Consider the following 18,540-nt stretch of genomic DNA (forward strand, 5'->3'; position numbering starts at 1 on the left):
GTGAGTAAGTTAAGACGAATCGCAACAAGAAATTAGTTTGTTAAGTGCTCGAAAGAGCTGTAAAGAAAAGAAGGGTACGCTATGCACATGCCATCGCCTAATACTGTAGCTCCCGCTCAAGGTTTATACCAACCGGATGAGTTTAAAGATAACTGTGGTTTCGGTTTAATCGCCCATATGCAGGGTGATGCAAGCCATGATCTCGTCAAAACCGCAATGCATAGTTTAAGTTGTATGACCCACCGTGGTGGTATTGCCGCAGATGGCAAAACCGGTGACGGTTGTGGTCTACTCCTTGCTATGCCCAAAGAATTTTTCCGTGAAGAAGCGAAAAAACTCAGTGACATTACATTGAGTGAAATCTTTGCTGTGGGTACGGTATTTCTAAATCTAGACCCTGCATTAGCCGCACATGCAAAACAAATTTTAACCAAAGAAATCGAAGACGAAGGCTGTAAAGTCATCGCTTGGCGTGTTGTGCCAACCAATAACGATGCATTGGGTTCAATCGCGATGCAGTCATTGCCTGCCTTTGAACAAATTATCGTGAATTGCCCAATGGGTGTTTCAGAGGTTGAATTCAACCGTAAGTTGGTGATGGCACGTCGTCGTGCAGAACAACAACTGACTGCTGACCCATACTTCTATGTAACCACTTTATGCTCAACTGTGATCAGCTATAAAGGTTTGATGATGCCAGCAGCGATTGCTGACTTCTATACCGATCTTGCTGATGAGCGTTTAAAGTCACACATCGTGGTATTCCATCAGCGCTTCTCAACCAATACATTGCCGCGTTGGCCTTTGGCACAGCCGTTCCGTTACTTGGCGCACAATGGTGAAATTAACACCATTACCGCAAACCGTAACTGGGCGATGGCGCGTACACCAAAATTTGAAAACCCATTATTGCCGGGTTTAACTGAGCTGAATCCAATTGTAAACCGTACAGGTTCGGATTCTTCAAGCTTAGACAATATGCTGGAAATCCTTGTTGGTGGCGGTATGGATTTGTTCCGTGCGCTGCGCATGTTGGTTCCACCAGCTTGGCAAAACGTTGAAACTTTAGATGCGGATTTACGTGCATTCTATGAATTCAACTCAAAACATATGGAAGCTTGGGATGGTCCAGCAGGTCTGGTAATTCAAGATGGTCGTCATGCGATTTGTATGCTTGACCGTAATGGTTTACGTCCAGCACGTTGGGTGATTACCAAAAATGGTTACATTACTTTGGCATCCGAAATTGGTGTTTGGGGTTATGAACCAGAAGACGTTGTGTCTAAAGGCCGTGTCGGTCCGGGTCAAATCTTGGTGATTGATACCTTTACCGGCAAAATGCTCGATACTCAAGATGTGAGTAATCACCTCAAACGTATGCGTCCGTACCGTCAGTGGTTACGTGAAAACTCAGTACGTGTACAAGGCAGTCCAGAGCTAGAAGAATATTTATGTGATCAAGGCTTAAAAGGTGATGACCTGAAAGCTTCACAAAAAATGTTCATGGTGACATTTGAAGAACGTGACCAATTGCTTCGTCCAATCGCTGAAAGTGGTCAGGAAGCCGTGGGCTCAATGGGTGATGATACGCCAATGGCAGTATTGTCTCGTCAGGTGCGCCATGTGTCTGACTACTTCCGTCAGCAGTTCGCTCAGGTTACGAATCCGCCAATCGATCCATTACGTGAATCGATCGTAATGTCGTTAGAGACATGCCTCGGCCGTGAACAAAATGTATTTGAACAAGGTCCAGAGCATGCAGATCGTCTGATCATTTCAAGCCCAGTATTGTCAAATTCGAAAATGCATCAAATCCGTACCCTTGGTCGTAAAGGTTACGAGATTGCAGATATCGACCTGAACTATGCAGAAGATGAAGGCTTAGAAGCTGCCATCGCACGTATTTGTGAAGAATCTGCGCAAGCGATTCGCGATGGAAAGACATTACTTGTATTGTCTGATAAGAAAATCCGTCAAGGTTTCTTACCTGCAAATGCATTGATGGCAACTGGCGCGGTTCACCACTATTTAATCAATGTGGGTCTACGTACCGATGCTAACATTATTGTCGAAACTGGTTTGGCGCGTGATGCACATCAGTTTGCGGTGATTCTTGGTTTCGGTGCGACTACGATCTATCCATACTTGGCTTATGACGTGATCAATGACTTGATCGCGAAAGGTGAGTTATTGGGTGATCCAATTCATGCGCAAGCTAACTTCCGTAAAGGTATTGAGAAAGGCTTATTGAAAGTCCTTTCTAAGATGGGTATTTCTACTGTTGCCTCTTACCGTGGCGGTCAGTTGTTTGAAGCGGTCGGCCTCTCTGATGAAGTGGTTGCAAAATGCTTCACTGGCGTACCGAGCCGTATTAAAGGCGCAACATTCTCTGATCTAGAAAATGACTTGAAAAAATTGGCAGATTTGGCGTGGAAATCACGTAAGCCAATCGATCAAGGCGGTATGCTGAAATTTGTATTCGGTAAGGAATATCACGCATTTAACCCAGACGTGATCAATGCGCTGCATAAATCTGTGCGTTCTGGTAATTATGCGGACTTTAAAGAATACGCAGAGCTAGTGAATAACCGTCCAATCGCGACGATTCGTGACTTATTCAAGCTGAAAACAGATCAATCGATTGCACTCGATCAAGTTGAATCCGTAGAAGAAATTCTGCCGCGTTTTGACTCGGCAGGGATGTCTTTAGGTGCTTTATCACCTGAAGCGCACGAAGCCATTGCAATCGCAATGAATACCATTGGCGGTCGCTCGAACTCGGGTGAGGGCGGCGAAGACCCAGCGCGTTACGGCACTATCCGTAACTCGAAAATCAAACAAATTGCATCTGGCCGTTTTGGTGTGACCCCTGCATACCTAACTTCTGCAGAAGTCCTTCAAATTAAAGTGGCACAAGGTGCAAAACCAGGTGAAGGTGGTCAGTTGCCGGGCGGTAAAGTGAATGGCTTAATTGCACGTTTACGTTACTCAGTACCGGGTGTGACATTAATTTCTCCACCGCCGCATCACGACATCTACTCAATCGAAGATTTATCACAGTTAATTTTCGATTTAAAACAGGTTAACCCACAGGCGATGGTGTCCGTTAAGCTGGTTTCTGAGCCGGGTGTTGGTACGATTGCGGCAGGTGTAGCAAAAGCATACGCAGACTTCATTACCATTTCTGGTTATGACGGCGGTACAGCGGCTTCTCCACTTTCTTCAATTCACCATGCAGGTTCACCATGGGAACTTGGTCTATCTGAGGCGCATCAGGCGCTTCGTGTGAATGACCTGCGTGGCAAGGTCCGTGTACAAACCGATGGCGGCTTGAAAACGGGTCTAGACGTTGTGAAAGCAGCGATTCTTGGGGCAGAAAGTTTCGGTTTCGGTTCTACACCGATGATCGCATTGGGTTGTAAATACCTGCGTATTTGCCACTTAAACAACTGTGCGACTGGTGTTGCAACTCAGCAAGACCATTTACGCCAGGAACACTATATCGGTGAGCCTGAAATGCTGATCAATTTCTTCCACTTTATTGCGGAAGAAACACGTGAATGGTTAGCAGCGCTAGGCGTTTCAAGTCTGAAAGATTTGATTGGTCGTACAGATTTACTGGAAATGCTTCCGGGTGAAACTGAAAAACATGCACACCTTGATTTGAGCGCATTGCTCCAATCGCATCCTGCGGCTGAAGGCAAAGCACAGTACTGTGAAGTACAAGGCAATGCACCATTCGATAAAGGCTTATTGGCTGAGAAAATGGTAGCTGAAATGCTGCCAGCGATTGAAGCAGGCACAGGCGGTGAATACGGTTTCACTATTGGTAACTGTGACCGTTCAATTGGCGCGCGTATTTCGGGTGAGATTGCAAAACGTTATGGCAACCTCAGCATGGAAGCGCATCCTGTTAAAGTTAAATTAACAGGGACTGCAGGTCAGTCATTGGGTGTTTGGAACGCAGGTGGTTTACACATCAGCCTAGAGGGCGATGCGAATGACTACGTGGGTAAAGGTATGGCGGGCGGTCGTATCTCAATCTTCCCACCGAAAGGTTCACCGTTCCAAACGCAAAATACTGCGATTATTGGTAACACCTGTTTGTATGGTGCAACAGGCGGTAAATTGTTTGCTGCAGGTACAGCAGGCGAGCGTTTTGCTGTACGTAACTCAGGTGCGTTTGCCGTGATTGAAGGTGCAGGCGACCACTGCTGTGAATACATGACGGGTGGTATCGTGACTGTATTGGGTAAAGTGGGTCATAACTTTGGTGCGGGTATGACAGGCGGTTTCGCTTATGTGCTCGACCTGGACAATGACTTTGTTGACCATTACAACCACGAACTGATTGAATTGAACCGTATCTCTACAGAATCGATGGAAGAACACAAAGAGTTCTTGTGCCGTATCTTAGATGAACATATTAAAGAAACAGGTAGTGCTTGGGCGTATAAGATCCGCAACGAGTTTGACTTCTATAGCCGCAAATTCTGGCTTGTGAAACCAAAAGCTGCTAATTTGCAGACTTTGTTGAAAACAACTCAAGCTGATCCACAATAATTCCACTACTGCAGATTTGATAGGCAGGTGTAAGTGCAAACATGCTTACACCTACCCACGGAGAGAGACATGGCAGAGCGCCTAAATAATGACTTTCAGTTCCTGGATGTAGCACGCCAAGATCCAGAGAAAAAAGATCTAGTTGTCCGCAAAGCAGAATTTGTGGAAATCTATAAACCGTTTACAGCTGAAGTTGCAAAAAACCAAACACACCGCTGCTTAGGTTGCGGTAACCCGTATTGTGAATGGAAATGTCCAGTACATAACTACATTCCAAACTGGCTAAAACTGATTGCAGAAGGTCGCATTTTCCAAGCGGCAGAATTGTGTCATCAAACCAACACATTGCCTGAAGTTTGTGGTCGTGTGTGCCCGCAAGACCGTTTATGTGAAGGCGCGTGTACGCTAAATGACGGCTTTGGTGCAGTCACCATTGGTAATGCTGAAAAATACATTAACGATACGGCTTTTGCATTGGGCTGGCGTCCAGATATGTCACACGTTAAGTGGACAGACAAAAAAGTTGCGATTATTGGTGCAGGTCCTGCTGGCCTTGGCTGTGCCGATATTCTTGTACGGAATGGTGTGAAGCCAGTCGTATTCGACAAACGCCCTGAAATTGGTGGTTTGCTGACATTTGGTATTCCAGAATTCAAAATGGAAAAAGATGTGATGAAACGTCGCCGTGAGATTTTCTCGGGCATGGGTGTTGAATTCCGTCTAAATACTGAAATTGGTACAGATGTGACCATTGATCAGCTATTGGCTGATTACGACGCTGTATTCATGGGTATGGGAACCTATACTTACATGAAGGGCGGTTTCGCGGGTGAAGACCTTGTTGGTGTGCATGATGCACTGGATTTCTTGATTGCCAATGTCAACCGTACGCAAGGTTGGGAAAAAGATCCATCTGAATACATCAGCATGGAAGGCAAAAAAGTAATTGTTCTGGGTGGTGGTGATACTGCGATGGACTGTAACCGTACCTCGATCCGTCAAGGTGCCGAATCTGTTGTCTGTGCCTACCGTCGTGACGAAGAAAACATGCCGGGTTCACGTCGTGAAGTGAAAAATGCGCGAGAAGAAGGCGTGGATTTCCAATTTAATCGTCAGCCGATTGAAATTGTGGGTGAAAATGGCAAAGTGACGGGTGTTAAAGTTGTGACTACACAGCTTGGCGCACCTGATAGTCGCGGTCGTCGTAGCCCTGAACCAGTACCGGGTTCGGAAGAAATTTTACCAGCAGATGCGGTATTGCTTGCCTTCGGTTTCCGTACCAGCCCTGCAGACTGGTTTACAACATCAAACATCAGTATGGATGGTTCAGGTCGCGTCATTGCTGCTGAACAGCAAGAATTTAAGTTCCAAACATCGAATCCGAAAATTTTTGCCGGCGGTGATATGGTACGTGGATCTGACCTTGTGGTAACCGCAATCTGGGAAGGTCGCCAAGCTGCCGAAGGTATTCTTGACTATTTAGATGTTTAAGTCATGACATGCCAGTGATTGAACTGGATTCATTCAAAAAACCCGCTTCGGCGGGTTTTTTATTTTTTGGAATTTACCTCAAATGACAAGTGAATGGATTTTGCAGATAAATACACTGCAAAGTTGTCAGACAGCGCTTTAGAATGGTGAATTATGCAAATGTGCTAGCACATTTTGCCATGTGTGAAAGGGCATCGGAATTACATACTGCGATCATGATCTAAATCTTAGGAAGCGACCATGACGCAAGTGACGACACAAAAAACATATCTAAATCGTCCTAAAGCTATTGGCATAACGGTACGTCGAGTACAATTCAATCCTAAAGCGATTCGCCGGCATTATTTTGCCAACTCACCGGTGATGTCGCATTTGTTGACGGCATTGTCATCGACCTTTCCCATTGGTGAGCAATTCTTTGTGCATAGCGTGCGCAATGTACGCGATAAAGTCAGTGATGAAAAATTGCAAGCTGAGATCGCTGCATTTATTGGACAAGAAGCGATGCATTCCAAAGCCCATGCTGAATTTAACGATGCTTGGCGCAGTGAAAGCTATAATTTAGATCGTTTCCAAGCATGGCTGGCACGTAAAGACAGCTATGTAAAAAATTTACATCCAAAAATACAGTTGGCAATTACCTGTGCATTTGAACATTTTACCGCTTTGCTTGGTGGCTATATTTTAAGACATCCTGAAGTGCTCAGTACTTTAGATGATGATGCAGTGAAACTTTGGGTGTGGCATGCGATTGAAGAGATTGAGCATCGTGCGGTAGCATTCGATGTATACCAGCATGTCTATGGTGATGACAAAATACGTCGCATGATTATGCGCAGTGTGACCACGGGTTTTGCAAGTCTTACGTTTTATTCTGCAACGAAGCTATTTATGCAGGATAAGAAAAAAAGTTTGCCAAAGCTGGGTGGAAATATTTTCGGCGCGTATTTGCTGGCAAAAATGTTTATTCAACTAGCGCCTGAATATTTGTCATATTACAAAGCAGAATTCCATCCGAGCGAAATTGATTACAGTCAGATCGTGAAATATTGGAAAGAACGTCTTGCTGATGAATATCAAATGGAAAGTTTTCAGACTGAAATTACACCGCAATTGTATAGTTAATTCAATATGATAAAAAAGCCCGAGTTGTGGGCTTTTTTTAATGCTGAATAATTTAGGAGTAGATGAATTTAATCACAAAGAAAATACATAATTCATTCGAAAAATAGGGTTAGAATAAATTTATTTAAACAATTACAAATAAATACTTGAGGTTAAGGGTTATGAATTCAATGAAAAAAAGCATGCTCGCAATCGCATTAGTCAGTACATTGACCCTGAGTGGTTGTGGCTATAACACATTACAAGTTAAAGACGAGGCCGTTACAGCAGCATGGTCTGAAGTACAAAACCAATATCAACGTCGTGCAGACTTGGTGCCTAATTTAGTGAATGTCGTAAAAGGCTATGCAAAACATGAAGAGCAAGTGCTAACGGAAGTAACGCAGGCACGTGCCAATGTAGCGGGTCTAAAAGTGGATAAAGAAGTATTGGAAGATCCAGCATTGTTCCAAAAATACCAAGAAGCACAGGCACAAATGACTAGCGCACTTTCACGTTTAATTGCTGTTTCGGAAAATTATCCAGACTTAAAAGCCAATGAGCAATTCCGTGATTTACAAGTTCAGTTAGAAGGCACTGAAAACCGTATCGCTGTCGCACGTAATCGCTACATTACTACGGTACAAGACTTTAACGGCTATGCACGCCAGTTCCCTCAAGTGATGACGGCTAAAGTCATTGGCATGGATACTAAACCTAACTTTAGCGCAGAGCAAAGTGCACAAACTGCACCGAAAGTTGATTTTAATTAATTGGCATCACTGCATTGTGAGGTGGGCTGATGGTGGATTTTGAGCTAAAACATACAGGTTTGTTATGGTTGCAGCGCATGGTTTTAGCATGCTTATTGTGTGTGGTGGGTTTCACACATGCAGAAACTGCCACCGCTACAGATGTAGATGCTGAAACAGTTGTTGTCGGTAAAATATTAAATGATCAGCAGTCAGCTACGCAAAAAGAAACAACAGCACAGCCTGAAATCAAAATTCAGCAGCCGAATATCGCCAATGATATGGCAGATGGCGAGTCGATTCGTGGCTTGCCGACCCTAAATGAACCTGTAGTTGATCAGGCAAATTTACTTTCTGCTGCTGAAAAGCAAGCCATTAGTCAGAAAATTCTACAGTTACACGAACAAGGTAAGGCACAAGTTGGTGTCGTGATTGTACCAACCACGGGTCAAGAAGATATTTTTGATTATGCTATGCGTGTTGCAGAAAAATGGCAACTCGGTTCAGCAAAACGTGACAATGGGATATTGATGGCGATCGCTGTAAATGATCATCGCATACAAATATTAACGGGTTATGGGTTAGAGGGAATCATGCCTGATATCATCGTTAGTCGAATTATCCGTAATCAAATCACGCCGTATTTTAAGCAAGCTCAGTATGCTCAAGGTATTAATGCTGGCTTAACAGAAATAACTCAAATTTTAAATCAAGACCCTGAAGTTGCCGCTCAAGCAGCCCAAGAGCTGAAAGAGCGTCAGGAACAAGCCTTACACGAGCAACAAGCCAAAGAGAAAACGTTTACAACGGTTCTCATCATTTTGGTGATTGGTATTTTTGCATCCTTTATTGTGGGTAAACGCTTAAGTGCGTCAACTGCAGCTGTTGCAGGTACCGTTGCGGGTTTGGTCAATGGTGCAGGTCTACTCACCAGTCTGTTGATGGGTGGGGCAATATTCTTTCTACTCATCACTGCTATTGCTCAAACCATTTTTCAAATGTTTCTTGCTGGTGGTGGGGGTGGTGGAGGTCGTGGCGGAGGCGGTGGCTTTGGTGGCGGAGGCTATAGCGGAGGCGGTGGTGGCTTTGGCGGTGGGGGAGCATCAGGTTCATGGTAACGAAAACAGAAACAACAGAAATTGTAACTTGTCCTAAAACACAGGAAATACAACAACCAAGTTTTAAACGCTGGTTGAAGCACTTCTTTTATATGCCTGCAGCAAACCGATTTTTTAATAAGCAAGATCAGCAGGCCATTGCTCAAGCGGTGACAGAAGCTGAACATGGCCATGTGGGCGAAATACAAGTGGTGATCGAAGGGCATATTCCTTCGAACCAAGCCTATTATCAAAATACCCGCGCACGTGCTGAACAGCTCTTTGCGGAACTGGGTGTGTGGGATACAGAATTTAATAGTGGTGTTTTACTTTATTTAAACTTATGTGAACGTCAGGTTGAAATTGTCATTGATCGTGGAATGAGACAGGCGACCGATGCCCAAGTGTGGCAGGATATTTGTGCGCGAATTATCCAAAGCATGCAAAATAAACAATACCGAACAGCTTTAACGGCAGGCGTAAAAGAGATTGGTGAAGTGATGGATCACTTTTATGCTGGAAAGTCTGTAGATAGAACGAATGAAATCGCAAATGAGCCAATAATTCTGCGCTAAAAAACGGTGATAAAGTGACACAAATCGTCACTTTTAAACACAAAAAGAGACGTAATGATTACAAAAAATAAAAATATTTTTTTAAAGTGCTGTTTTTTCTGTCGTTTTCACTATAATAATTCTTGGCACGCTCTGTGCTATTTATAAAACAAGCTACATAGCTTTATTAAATAATTAAATTAAAAAACATTTGTGGAGAATGTTATGAACGCTCAAAAAGGCTTTACGTTAATCGATACTCCATAAGTGTCCATATAAAATGAACAATCCATAAGTTAGTCGATATGGACATCATTAAAGTAGATCATAAATAATAAGCCAACTATGAAGCATAGATATTACTTCAGCCTTCTTTTGATACTCTCCTCGTTTAGCCATGCACAAGAATTAGACTTGATTCAATATTCAGATATTTCGACAGTTCCTCAAATTGCTTCTAATCAAAAAATCCAAACAGAACTTCAAGCATTGTTAAAACATGATTACCCAAAATTCCAAGCTAATTTTGAACATTATTCAGCGCCATATTTATTGAAAACAGACGAAGCTTTGTATTATGAAGGTAGGTCTGCATCTAGTTTAGATGCTTCATCGGCGATTGTTTTTAAAGATGGACGATTGTTTGCTGCAATTTATTTTGCTGAAACTAAGGTGCTAAAATATTTCAGTAATGACGCGAGTTGTTCAAAACAGTTACATCCTGCGATTCAAGTCTTTGCTCAGCAGCGTGAAATTCAAAGTATTGAGTATCAGACAGCTAGAGCGGATAGCGTTTTAAAATATCATCTTGGTTCGCCTGCTCAATGTGAGGCTTATATAGAAAAACTAAAGAAAGGAAACACAAGCTTTTTGAAAACTAAACCAAGATGAAAAATCTATAATGGCTCAATGGAAAGGTACGTGAGTCGTATAAAATAAATGGGGGAATATTTTTCCTTCAATAAGCTCAGGAAACTGTTGGCTGAGATTTCGGCGTGAGCTTAGTCGGATGCTTGTCGAAGCCATTGTGTGACAATATACTCCTATGGACTAATTTATACTCAACTTGCACAAATTATGTTGTGTTACGTATGTAACAAGTTGAAATTGTTAAAAAATAGGATAACTAAAAATGCAATCGACTGAATTAAAACAATTACCAGACTGGTTATTAGAACAGTTACCCCAAATGACTGAACCAGCAATTTTATCACTGCGGGATACGAAACTTGTTGTCACTTACCCTGATCGTACGGAAACAATTCACGATAGCTTAAAAGACGTACAACATCAGATCCATCATGTCAAATCGACAGATTTACAAATTCTACCAGAGATTTATCAATATTTTGGTGAAGATAAAGAAAATGGTGGCCTATTTTTTAAAACCTCTAAACATCTTTTTAGTCGTTTGTCTTCCTATACCGATCAAAATAAATTTGAGCATTTACGATCTGCTTTACAGACTGCCTTTGAAAATGAGCAAGCATATCTCGCAAATCCAACGGACTTTTTAACTGCCTATCATTTTATTGATACACACCCAGCCTTTTGGACGGTTACTGGCGATGTACCATCATGGTACTGGAATACATGGGGACATTGCCAAAATGTGTATCACGGTGTATATGAAGATGATGGGAAATTAGTGATTTATTTAGAGACTGGCTCACATCTCAATAAAGTAGAAGATGGTGGTAAATTATACCAAGAGCATTATCATGATTATCGTTTAGATGTTTGGGCAGATACGTTTGAACAGGCGTTTATCAAATTGGCGGCAATGGTGTATAAGTTTTTTGACCATCAAGGTTTTGAGCGTCCAGATGTGCCACATATAAAACCAGCATGGGTTCTGGAGCTTGATGAACAAATTGCAGAATTTAAAGAATGGAAAGATGAGGAGCTGTGAGTATTCACTCTTAGAGGAACGTCCACGAGTTGTTAAAATATGTCGTTTAAAACTTCTGTCAATGTTTGATTATTGTTACGATTGATCAATCTGGCAGACATGCCAAATGTTGTTGGCCCTGTAAAATATGCAAGTGATCCTAGACAGTATCGTGGACAACAAATCCCTCTAAATTCTTAAAATATTTCTGTTCAAAGGCTTCTGGGCTTAACCAGCCGTTTGAGGAAGGTGTAATCAATAGCTCTAGTCGTTTCCTCGGTGGTGCAGGAACCTATTTGCAGCTGCAAAAAGACCGCGAGCAATTACTCACAGTATTTTCGAATCGTGATGAAACCATCAAGCGTATGAAAAAAGGGGAAATTGCTTGCAAGACTAGCCTGTTTGGTGCTTGTACTAATCCTGATTCTTGCGAAAAAATTTCATTTACTGCAATTACGAGTTGTTTAAGTTGTGCTCATGCGGTGTTTGATACTAGCAGTGCAGAGAAGATGCAAAAAACAGTGCAACGACTGCAACGATTACGAGATACACAAGCACAAGGCAGTTTGCTATACGGGCAAATGGACAGCGATATTATGGCTCTAAATAAGACTATTCAAAAAATTAAAATGATCAATATTGAGGATTAAAACATGAGCGCTCTTAATGATTATTACGCTGCTTTAGAACGTTTAAAAGCCAACAAACCGACTATTTTACCAAAAGGTTCTGCCATTAATAATGACACTGTAGCATTAGAGGCAGGACGTAAGCGCGGTTCGATTAAAAAGAGCCGCCATGCTGCATTAATTGAGGCAATTGAGCAGGCTGGGCAGCAAGCAGGACAAAATGTACTTTCGCCTGCACAGCAGGTTGAACAAGCTAAAATCAAGACCAAAGCTGTGAAAAGTGATTATGAGCAGCTTAAAGAAGATTATGAAAAACTTTTAGAAAAATGCAATTCGTTGTTATTAGAAAATTTTGAGATAAAACAAAAAACGCATCTCTAGAGATGCGTTTTTAAAGTTAATTAACTAGCATCTACTTTACAGCTAATAATATCGCCAAGAGTACATACAGCTTTTCCTTTAGCAGTATCTTGTGGATTTTTAATAGTACCTACTAATTTGCCAGGAACTACAGTAGTAACATCCTTACCTCCAACCTGTTTAGTTTCAGTACTAGCAGCTGTATAAGTTAAATCCTTACAAGCACTTGTATAACCCTCTAATTCATCTTTATCCATTGGATTAGCACCTTCAGGGTCATTGATTCTAACGAATTGTTGACTCGCAAGACCTTTAGTTTCTGCAAGACAAGCAGTTTCAGAAGAACGCTTTGCATAATTTTGATAAGCAGGAATCGCAATTGCAGCAAGAATACCGATAATAGCGACTACAATCATGAGCTCGATAAGGGTGAAGCCCTGTTGATTTGATTTCATAACATTCTCCACAAATGTTTTGTTTAATTTAGTTATAAGCTTTGTAAGCTGATTTATAGTTTGCACAAAGTGTGCCAAAGTATATTATCTAACTAATCTACTAAAAATCAATACATTGTTGGGTGGATTAAAAAAAGTAAAAAAGCATAAAGTAAATTTATGTAACTAAGTGACAAAAATTGTTAGTTTTGTGAGATTTTGTTCTTTAAGTGGATCGTCACTATAAATTGCTGAATCATTGGGTGCTAAAAGTAGCTATAGCGTTTGGTCTAAATCATGATTCTTTGTGCAGGAATGAGAGTATTAAAAATCAAAAGTAATGTCCTATGCTGAATTTTTTATTGATGGTGGGGAGTAATAGAATGAAACGGCTCAAAGACTTCAAAATAACCGAACGAATATCTCGCCAAAATCTAGAAGTTTTGCCTATGCAATTGGGAGATGACGAAGCGACTCGTCGTATTGTAATGCATTATGTAAGAAGTGTAATCCGTAAGCATAGAGAAGAACTACAAAAGTTAGCTGATAAATGAGTTTGGTTTTTTCTATTCCATTTTTAGCTTTTCTACATTTTAAATTGTGTCATAACCATCCTGCTTTTTATAAAAATTCATCTTATCGTACTGAGTAAAAGCCATTTTCTGATATGGATAAAATGGAAAAATTTGTCCATTTAAAAGTATGTACATATGGACAAAATGAATAATGATATAAAACAAGATAATTCAATGGTTTGATGCGTGTCCATATAAAGTGACTTATGGATTGAATTGAATTAATGATCGTTGTTGCAATTATCGGTATTCTTGCTGCGATTGCGATTCCTGCTTATCAAAACTATACTAAGCGCTCAATTGATCAATCATGTTTAGCAACTGTTAAAAACTTTACCAACCAATTTATCTTGCATGAAAATGATCCAGATGGTGTAACAGCTATGCCAGCTATTGCTAACTTTAACATTACAGATAAATGCGAAATTGCTACTCAACCAGTGAAAGGCGATGAAACTATTGAAGCAGGTATTACGGGTGGTCAAAAGACTAAAGCTGTTTGTACAGTTGCATCAGGTAAATGCGAGCTACAATAAGTTGTAGTTTTACTCAAAAAAACGCATCTTAAGAGATGCGTTTTTTATTTTAACTCAAAATTTTCTAACAACAGTGAATTACACTTTTTCAGCAGTTTTTCATAATCTTCTTTAAGCTGCTCATAAGCACTTTATTTTTAAAATGTGTCATAAACTTTATCTACCATTAAGTAAAAGTTATGTTCTAGGTAGACAGAAATAAAAATTTTGAACATTCAAAAGTATGTCCATATAAAGTGACTTATGGAATGGATCTATGTCCGTAGAAGTAAGTTATAAAAATAAAAATACCCTACAAGTTGTGTCCAACTTATAGGGGTCAGTTCATTTGCAGGTTTTTTAATATTGATAGAAAAACTTTACATCTGACCCTGAATATAATTCTCTATACCTACAGTCTCGGTTAAATCGAGCTGTGTTGTTGCCCAATCCAGCCACTCTTCTTCTTTTTCTAAAATTTCTTGCACTAAGTCACGAGTCACATAATCCATTTCTTTTTCAGCTAAAGCCACAGCCTGTTGTATGGATTCAATATTCTCTTTAACCTTACGTACATCACAGTTCAACACTTCAACTGTATGTTGGCCGATATACAGCTTGCCCAAATGTTGTAAGTTTGGCAGACCTTCTAAAAACAGAATACGCTCAATAATTTTATCGGCATGCTTCATTTGACGAATTGATTCTTTATATTCCGCAGAGCCCAGTTGCTCAATGCCCCAATCGTTAAACATACGTGAATGAAGAAAATATTGGTTAATTGCAGTTAAATGATGATAAAGCACCTGATTTAACTGATTAATTACATCACGATTGCCTTTCATGTCTGACTCCTTAACTGCAATAAAGCTCGAACTAAGCAATATAAATTCGATATTAGAATAGAAATATCTTAAACAACAAAGTGCAAATTAGCGAGTGTTTTATAGAACAGCAAATGAAAATCACAATCAAAACAAGGCGCTAATTTTCAGAGCTTTAATAAATAAAAACCCGCTTAGAGTCAGAAGCGGGGGAGGAGGAATGGTCTGAGACCATTGGTTTTATAATTATGATTGTTAAGAAAATTTAAAAGCTTGGCTTATGCAGCAATTGCGATACGGGCTGCAATTTGTGCAACTTCATCACTAATAATCATACGTGCTTCAGGTGCACAGCGACCACAACAGGTGCCTAAATCAAGCATATCGCGTACTTCACGATAGCTTTCTGCACCATTGGCAATTGCATCTTTAATGTCTTGATCAGTAATACCACGGCACAAACAAACGTACATGAAATCAAACCAAGTGAATAAATGGGATAAGTAATATTATTGATAATTATTATCGTTTGTCAATAAAAATCATTTGAAAATGCTTTTAAAGTGATTGAGTTTTTGAATGAAAACTGTCATTTAAGCGGAAATCTGAGTAATGCTCAGATTTCCATGTGAGGTTTTTTGTTCTTTTGGAATGTGATACTTAGTGAATGGCTTAAGCAATGTTTACTAACTTATTGATTAATAATAACCACGCCATCCATTTCTACTAAAGCACCTTTTGGTAGGCTAGCTACACCGAGTGCTGCGCGTGCTGGGTAAGGCTGAGCAAAATATTCGCCCATAATTTGATTGACCAATTGGAAGTTAGAAAGGTCAGTGAGGAAAATATTCAGCTTAGCAATATCTGCTAGCGTACCACCTGCAGCTTCACATACCGCTTTTAAGTTGTCGAATACACGGCGAATTTGAGCTTCAATGCCTTCTACCAGCTCCATGCTATATGGATCTAAGCCAATTTGACCTGATAAATACAAAGTGTCGCCCACTAAAATGGCTTGTGAGTAAGTACCAATTGCAGCGGGTGCATTTTCAGTATGGATTACCTGGCGGGACATTTATTTCTCCTATTATCATCATGACACGGCACATATAAATATGCGGTGTCAGGTTAGCTGGCAACTTTCGCAGTTTCGTTGATGGCAACAGGTTGTGCCAAACGACTAATGCGTGGGAAGCCAAAATGCATTCTTAAATTACGGATAATTTCGGCAATTTGTTTACGGTTGTGTACAACAATATTCACATAGGTTTTTTCTTCATGTGCGCGGACAGTCTCTACACCCACTTTTTCTTTACGGCATAGATAGATCAGTTCTGAAATTTGCTCATCATTTAACAGCATGTTTAGGCATAAATAGGCTGTAAAACTAATATCTTCACTGTCTTCTGTAGTCCAGTGTAACGGCATGATATTTTCAGGATGTAAATGCTGTTCATGCAATAAATTATGACAACGAGAACGGTGCACAATCAAACCACGACGTGATAAATGCCCTTGAATTGGATCGCCTAAAACAGGGTTACAGCAGTGCGCATATTTAACGTCGACACCATCTGTGCCCAAGATCAAGCGTGCAGAGTTTGAAGTCTGAATGGTGTCTTGAGCATATAAGTGATTGGCAACTAATTGAGGCAGTAAATCACCCACGGCGATTTGTTCAAATAATTGTTCTTTATCATTTAAATGACGCCAATTCAGCACATTTTCCCAATCGGCTAATGTCAAATCACTCACAGAACGGTTAAAGAGTTTTAATGCGCGATTTAAAGCTTGCTGGCCAACTAAACGTTGTTCATCTTGGTCTTGGTCACGAAGGATATTTTGTAATGCACGACGGGCTTTTTGGGTGTTAATAAAGCTCAGCCAGTCAGGGTTTGGCGTTGCAAGAACATCGGTGATGATTTCAACGACTTGACCACTCAATAATGGCGTTGAAAGGGGTTTGGTTTCACCATTAATTTTCGCACCAACAGCATGGTTGCCCAAAAATAAGCTCGCTGAATAAGCAAAATCAACAGCTGTGGCACCCTGAGGTAGTTCATGCAAATGACCGTGTGGGGTATAAACCCAAATTTTTTCTTGATGTAGATAATCGAGTAATTCACTAAACGTGGTCTTGGCACATGCACCATCGACTAATACATTTAAATTTTGCATGGAGGCTTGGATCGCTGAACGACAAGCTTGTGGTGCATTTTCACCGAGGACCACACCAAAGCGTGCTGCTTTACGCATCAGTTCTGTTTGGATGGTCAGAGATAAAATAGTCTTTTCGCCTTTTAAGCGCATCATCAGTGACTGGTTGCCACCAGGGAGTGGGCGACGGATATGATCAGCGTAATTAAGAACTTTAAAGCTTTCTTTGAGGATGTCTGCAAGTCGGTCACAGTCTGCGATGCTTTGTAAAATAATTTCAAAGGCATGACTATGGGTGAGCTCTTGCAGATCGATATCGTTTTTTACAAAGTGGCGAAGTAATTCAATATTATTATTTTTCTTTTTAATTCGACCTGAAATATGGTGCTGTTCAAGTAGGGTAGTGAGGTTGTTTTCCCATTTGGTCTGGTATTCGCAGCGTTTCGGTTTGGTTTGTAATAAAGCTTCTTGAACATTGTTATACATATCTAAATCTAGATTTTGATAACACAAATGTTCAAGGTTGTCGGCCATTTCATTCATACCGACAAGGCGTGCCATTGGTACAAAAATTTCAAAGGTTTCTTGGGCAATACGAGCACGTTTGTCGGGGCGTAAAGCACCTAGTGTGGTCATATTGTGATAACGATCTGCCAGTTTAATAATAATGACACGTGGGTCTTGTAGGGTGGCTTGCAGAATTTTACGGAAGGATGCAGCTTTATTATATTCTTTATCACTAGAATGGCTGAGTTTGGTGACGCCATCGACGAGTTCAGCAACGGTCAGACCAAATTTTTCAGTAATATCTTGTTTGGTAAATTCGGTATCTTCGATGACATCATGCAGTAAAGCGGCCATTAAAGTTTCCGCATCAAGACGCATATGCGCCAAAATACAGCTCACCGCAATCGGGTGGAGGATGTAGGGTTCGCCACTTTTACGGGTAATACCATCATGGGCAATATCCGCATAGTCGCAAGCTTCAAGCACGCGTTCGACATCACTTACTGAAAGGTAAGCGTCGATTATCACATTTAACTGTTGCTTGGCTTGGCTGACCATTGGGCCTGGCATAGAACACCCTTTTACTACTGATTTACAAATGAAACGGTTAATACTTTAATGAAATGCATATTGCATGACTTGTCAATTTTTTAGTTTAAAAAATTGAAAATCTTTTTCGCCTGCTTTGCACTTCTTAAGCTTATGTTATAACTGTTCTGAGTAAAATATTAAAGAGAATCCATAAAAAAAGCCTAGTTAAAAACTAGGCTTTTAAGGTCAGGTTTATCTTATTGGAAAGAAAAACCGTCTAAGTTTAGGTTATTTGCAGAAAGAGCAAGGTCTAAACTTGAAGTTTGGTAGTCTTGTTCACGTTGTTTCAGGATGTCTTTAGAAACGTGACCAGCTGCAATTTCACGAAGTGCAACAACTGTAGGTTTGTCGTTGTCCCATTCAACAGTTGGTTCGATACCTTGACGTGCCAATTGACGCGCGCGTTTGCTTGCCACTAGTACAAGCTCAAAGCGGTTGTCTACATGGTCTAAACAATCTTCAACGGTTACGCGTGCCATAAGAATTCTCGTTTGAA

16 protein-coding genes and 3 pseudogenes are annotated in these 18,540 nt (G+C 40.8%); 12 read left to right on the forward strand and 7 right to left on the reverse strand.

Annotated elements, in window-relative coordinates; translation table 11 throughout:
* Positions 1-87 precede the first annotated feature (87 nt).
* The 8 genes from gltB to MST17_RS01680 all read left to right on the forward strand — a co-directional run bounded on the left by gltB (position 88) and on the right by MST17_RS01680 (position 11,473).
* Positions 88-4,563: a glutamate synthase large subunit gene (gene gltB / locus MST17_RS01645; protein WP_180026107.1), complete on the forward strand. Its 4,476-nt coding sequence runs from the start codon at positions 88-90 to the stop codon at positions 4,561-4,563.
* Between the two features lie 69 nt (positions 4,564-4,632).
* Positions 4,633-6,054, forward strand: a complete 1,422-nt coding sequence (locus MST17_RS01650; RefSeq protein ID WP_078189374.1) for an FAD-dependent oxidoreductase — start codon at positions 4,633-4,635, stop codon at positions 6,052-6,054.
* 240 nt (positions 6,055-6,294) lie between these two features.
* Positions 6,295-7,179, forward strand: a complete 885-nt coding sequence (locus tag MST17_RS01655; protein ID WP_180026106.1) for a metal-dependent hydrolase — start codon at positions 6,295-6,297, stop codon at positions 7,177-7,179.
* Between the two features lie 161 nt (positions 7,180-7,340).
* Positions 7,341-7,931 carry a LemA family protein gene (locus tag MST17_RS01660; RefSeq protein ID WP_078189372.1) on the forward strand — a complete coding sequence of 197 codons (591 nt, stop codon included), beginning with the start codon at positions 7,341-7,343 and terminating at the stop codon, positions 7,929-7,931.
* 29 nt (positions 7,932-7,960) lie between these two features.
* Positions 7,961-9,028, forward strand: a complete 1,068-nt coding sequence (locus tag MST17_RS01665; RefSeq protein WP_180026105.1) for a TPM domain-containing protein — start codon at positions 7,961-7,963, stop codon at positions 9,026-9,028.
* Positions 9,022-9,582 carry a TPM domain-containing protein gene (locus MST17_RS01670; protein ID WP_180026104.1) on the forward strand — a complete coding sequence of 187 codons (561 nt, stop codon included), beginning with the start codon at positions 9,022-9,024 and terminating at the stop codon, positions 9,580-9,582. The genes MST17_RS01665 and MST17_RS01670 overlap by 7 nt, the downstream gene beginning before the upstream one ends.
* Before the next feature lie 324 nt (positions 9,583-9,906).
* Complete coding sequence (locus MST17_RS01675; protein ID WP_180026103.1) at positions 9,907-10,452, forward strand: hypothetical protein; 546 nt, start codon at positions 9,907-9,909, stop codon at positions 10,450-10,452.
* A gap of 241 nt (positions 10,453-10,693) precedes the next feature.
* Positions 10,694-11,473: a hypothetical protein gene (locus MST17_RS01680; protein ID WP_179990414.1), complete on the forward strand. Its 780-nt coding sequence runs from the start codon at positions 10,694-10,696 to the stop codon at positions 11,471-11,473.
* A gap of 32 nt (positions 11,474-11,505) precedes the next feature.
* Here MST17_RS01680 and MST17_RS01685 read toward each other — a convergent pair.
* A pseudogene (locus tag MST17_RS01685) lies at positions 11,506-11,607 on the reverse strand (HAD family hydrolase); the annotation flags it as partial.
* 84 nt (positions 11,608-11,691) lie between these two features.
* Between MST17_RS01685 and MST17_RS01690 the strand changes: the two are divergent.
* Positions 11,692-12,102, forward strand: a pseudogene (locus MST17_RS01690) (hypothetical protein); the annotation flags it as partial.
* A 3-nt stretch (positions 12,103-12,105) separates the two neighbouring features.
* Positions 12,106-12,462 carry a hypothetical protein gene (locus MST17_RS01695; RefSeq protein ID WP_180026102.1) on the forward strand — a complete coding sequence of 119 codons (357 nt, stop codon included), beginning with the start codon at positions 12,106-12,108 and terminating at the stop codon, positions 12,460-12,462.
* 325 nt (positions 12,463-12,787) lie between these two features.
* On the opposite strand, the pseudogene MST17_RS01700 reads toward MST17_RS01695, so the two are convergent.
* Positions 12,788-12,896 (reverse strand): annotated as a pseudogene (locus tag MST17_RS01700) (prepilin-type N-terminal cleavage/methylation domain-containing protein); the annotation flags it as partial.
* Between the two features lie 362 nt (positions 12,897-13,258).
* Here MST17_RS01700 and MST17_RS01705 point away from each other — a divergent pair.
* Positions 13,259-13,429 (forward strand): hypothetical protein, encoded by a 171-nt coding sequence (locus MST17_RS01705; protein WP_180026100.1) that lies wholly within the window; start codon positions 13,259-13,261, stop codon positions 13,427-13,429.
* 245 nt (positions 13,430-13,674) lie between these two features.
* Complete coding sequence (locus MST17_RS17175) at positions 13,675-13,986, forward strand: prepilin-type cleavage/methylation domain-containing protein (RefSeq protein WP_373685434.1); 312 nt, start codon at positions 13,675-13,677, stop codon at positions 13,984-13,986.
* Positions 13,987-14,345: 359 nt separating this feature from the next.
* On the opposite strand, the gene bfr is transcribed toward MST17_RS17175, so the two are convergent.
* From bfr to rpoZ, 5 genes are all read right to left on the reverse strand, one after another.
* Positions 14,346-14,810: a bacterioferritin gene (gene bfr / locus MST17_RS01715; RefSeq protein ID WP_180026099.1), complete on the reverse strand. Its 465-nt coding sequence runs from the start codon at positions 14,808-14,810 to the stop codon at positions 14,346-14,348.
* 257 nt (positions 14,811-15,067) lie between these two features.
* Complete coding sequence (locus tag MST17_RS01720) at positions 15,068-15,262, reverse strand: bacterioferritin-associated ferredoxin (RefSeq protein ID WP_078192519.1); 195 nt, start codon at positions 15,260-15,262, stop codon at positions 15,068-15,070.
* 218 nt (positions 15,263-15,480) lie between these two features.
* Positions 15,481-15,864 (reverse strand): RidA family protein, encoded by a 384-nt coding sequence (locus MST17_RS01725; RefSeq protein ID WP_078189365.1) that lies wholly within the window; start codon positions 15,862-15,864, stop codon positions 15,481-15,483.
* A 53-nt stretch (positions 15,865-15,917) separates the two neighbouring features.
* Positions 15,918-18,023: a bifunctional (p)ppGpp synthetase/guanosine-3',5'-bis(diphosphate) 3'-pyrophosphohydrolase gene (locus MST17_RS01730; RefSeq protein ID WP_180026098.1), complete on the reverse strand. Its 2,106-nt coding sequence runs from the start codon at positions 18,021-18,023 to the stop codon at positions 15,918-15,920.
* A 218-nt stretch (positions 18,024-18,241) separates the two neighbouring features.
* A complete protein-coding gene (rpoZ, locus tag MST17_RS01735; RefSeq protein WP_067762989.1) occupies positions 18,242-18,523 on the reverse strand; it encodes a DNA-directed RNA polymerase subunit omega in 282 nt (93 codons plus the stop codon).
* Positions 18,524-18,540 lie beyond the last annotated feature (17 nt).

The organism is Acinetobacter sp. YH16056_T (assembly GCF_024605895.1).
GTDB classification, from domain to species: Bacteria; Pseudomonadota; Gammaproteobacteria; order Pseudomonadales; family Moraxellaceae; genus Acinetobacter; species Acinetobacter amyesii.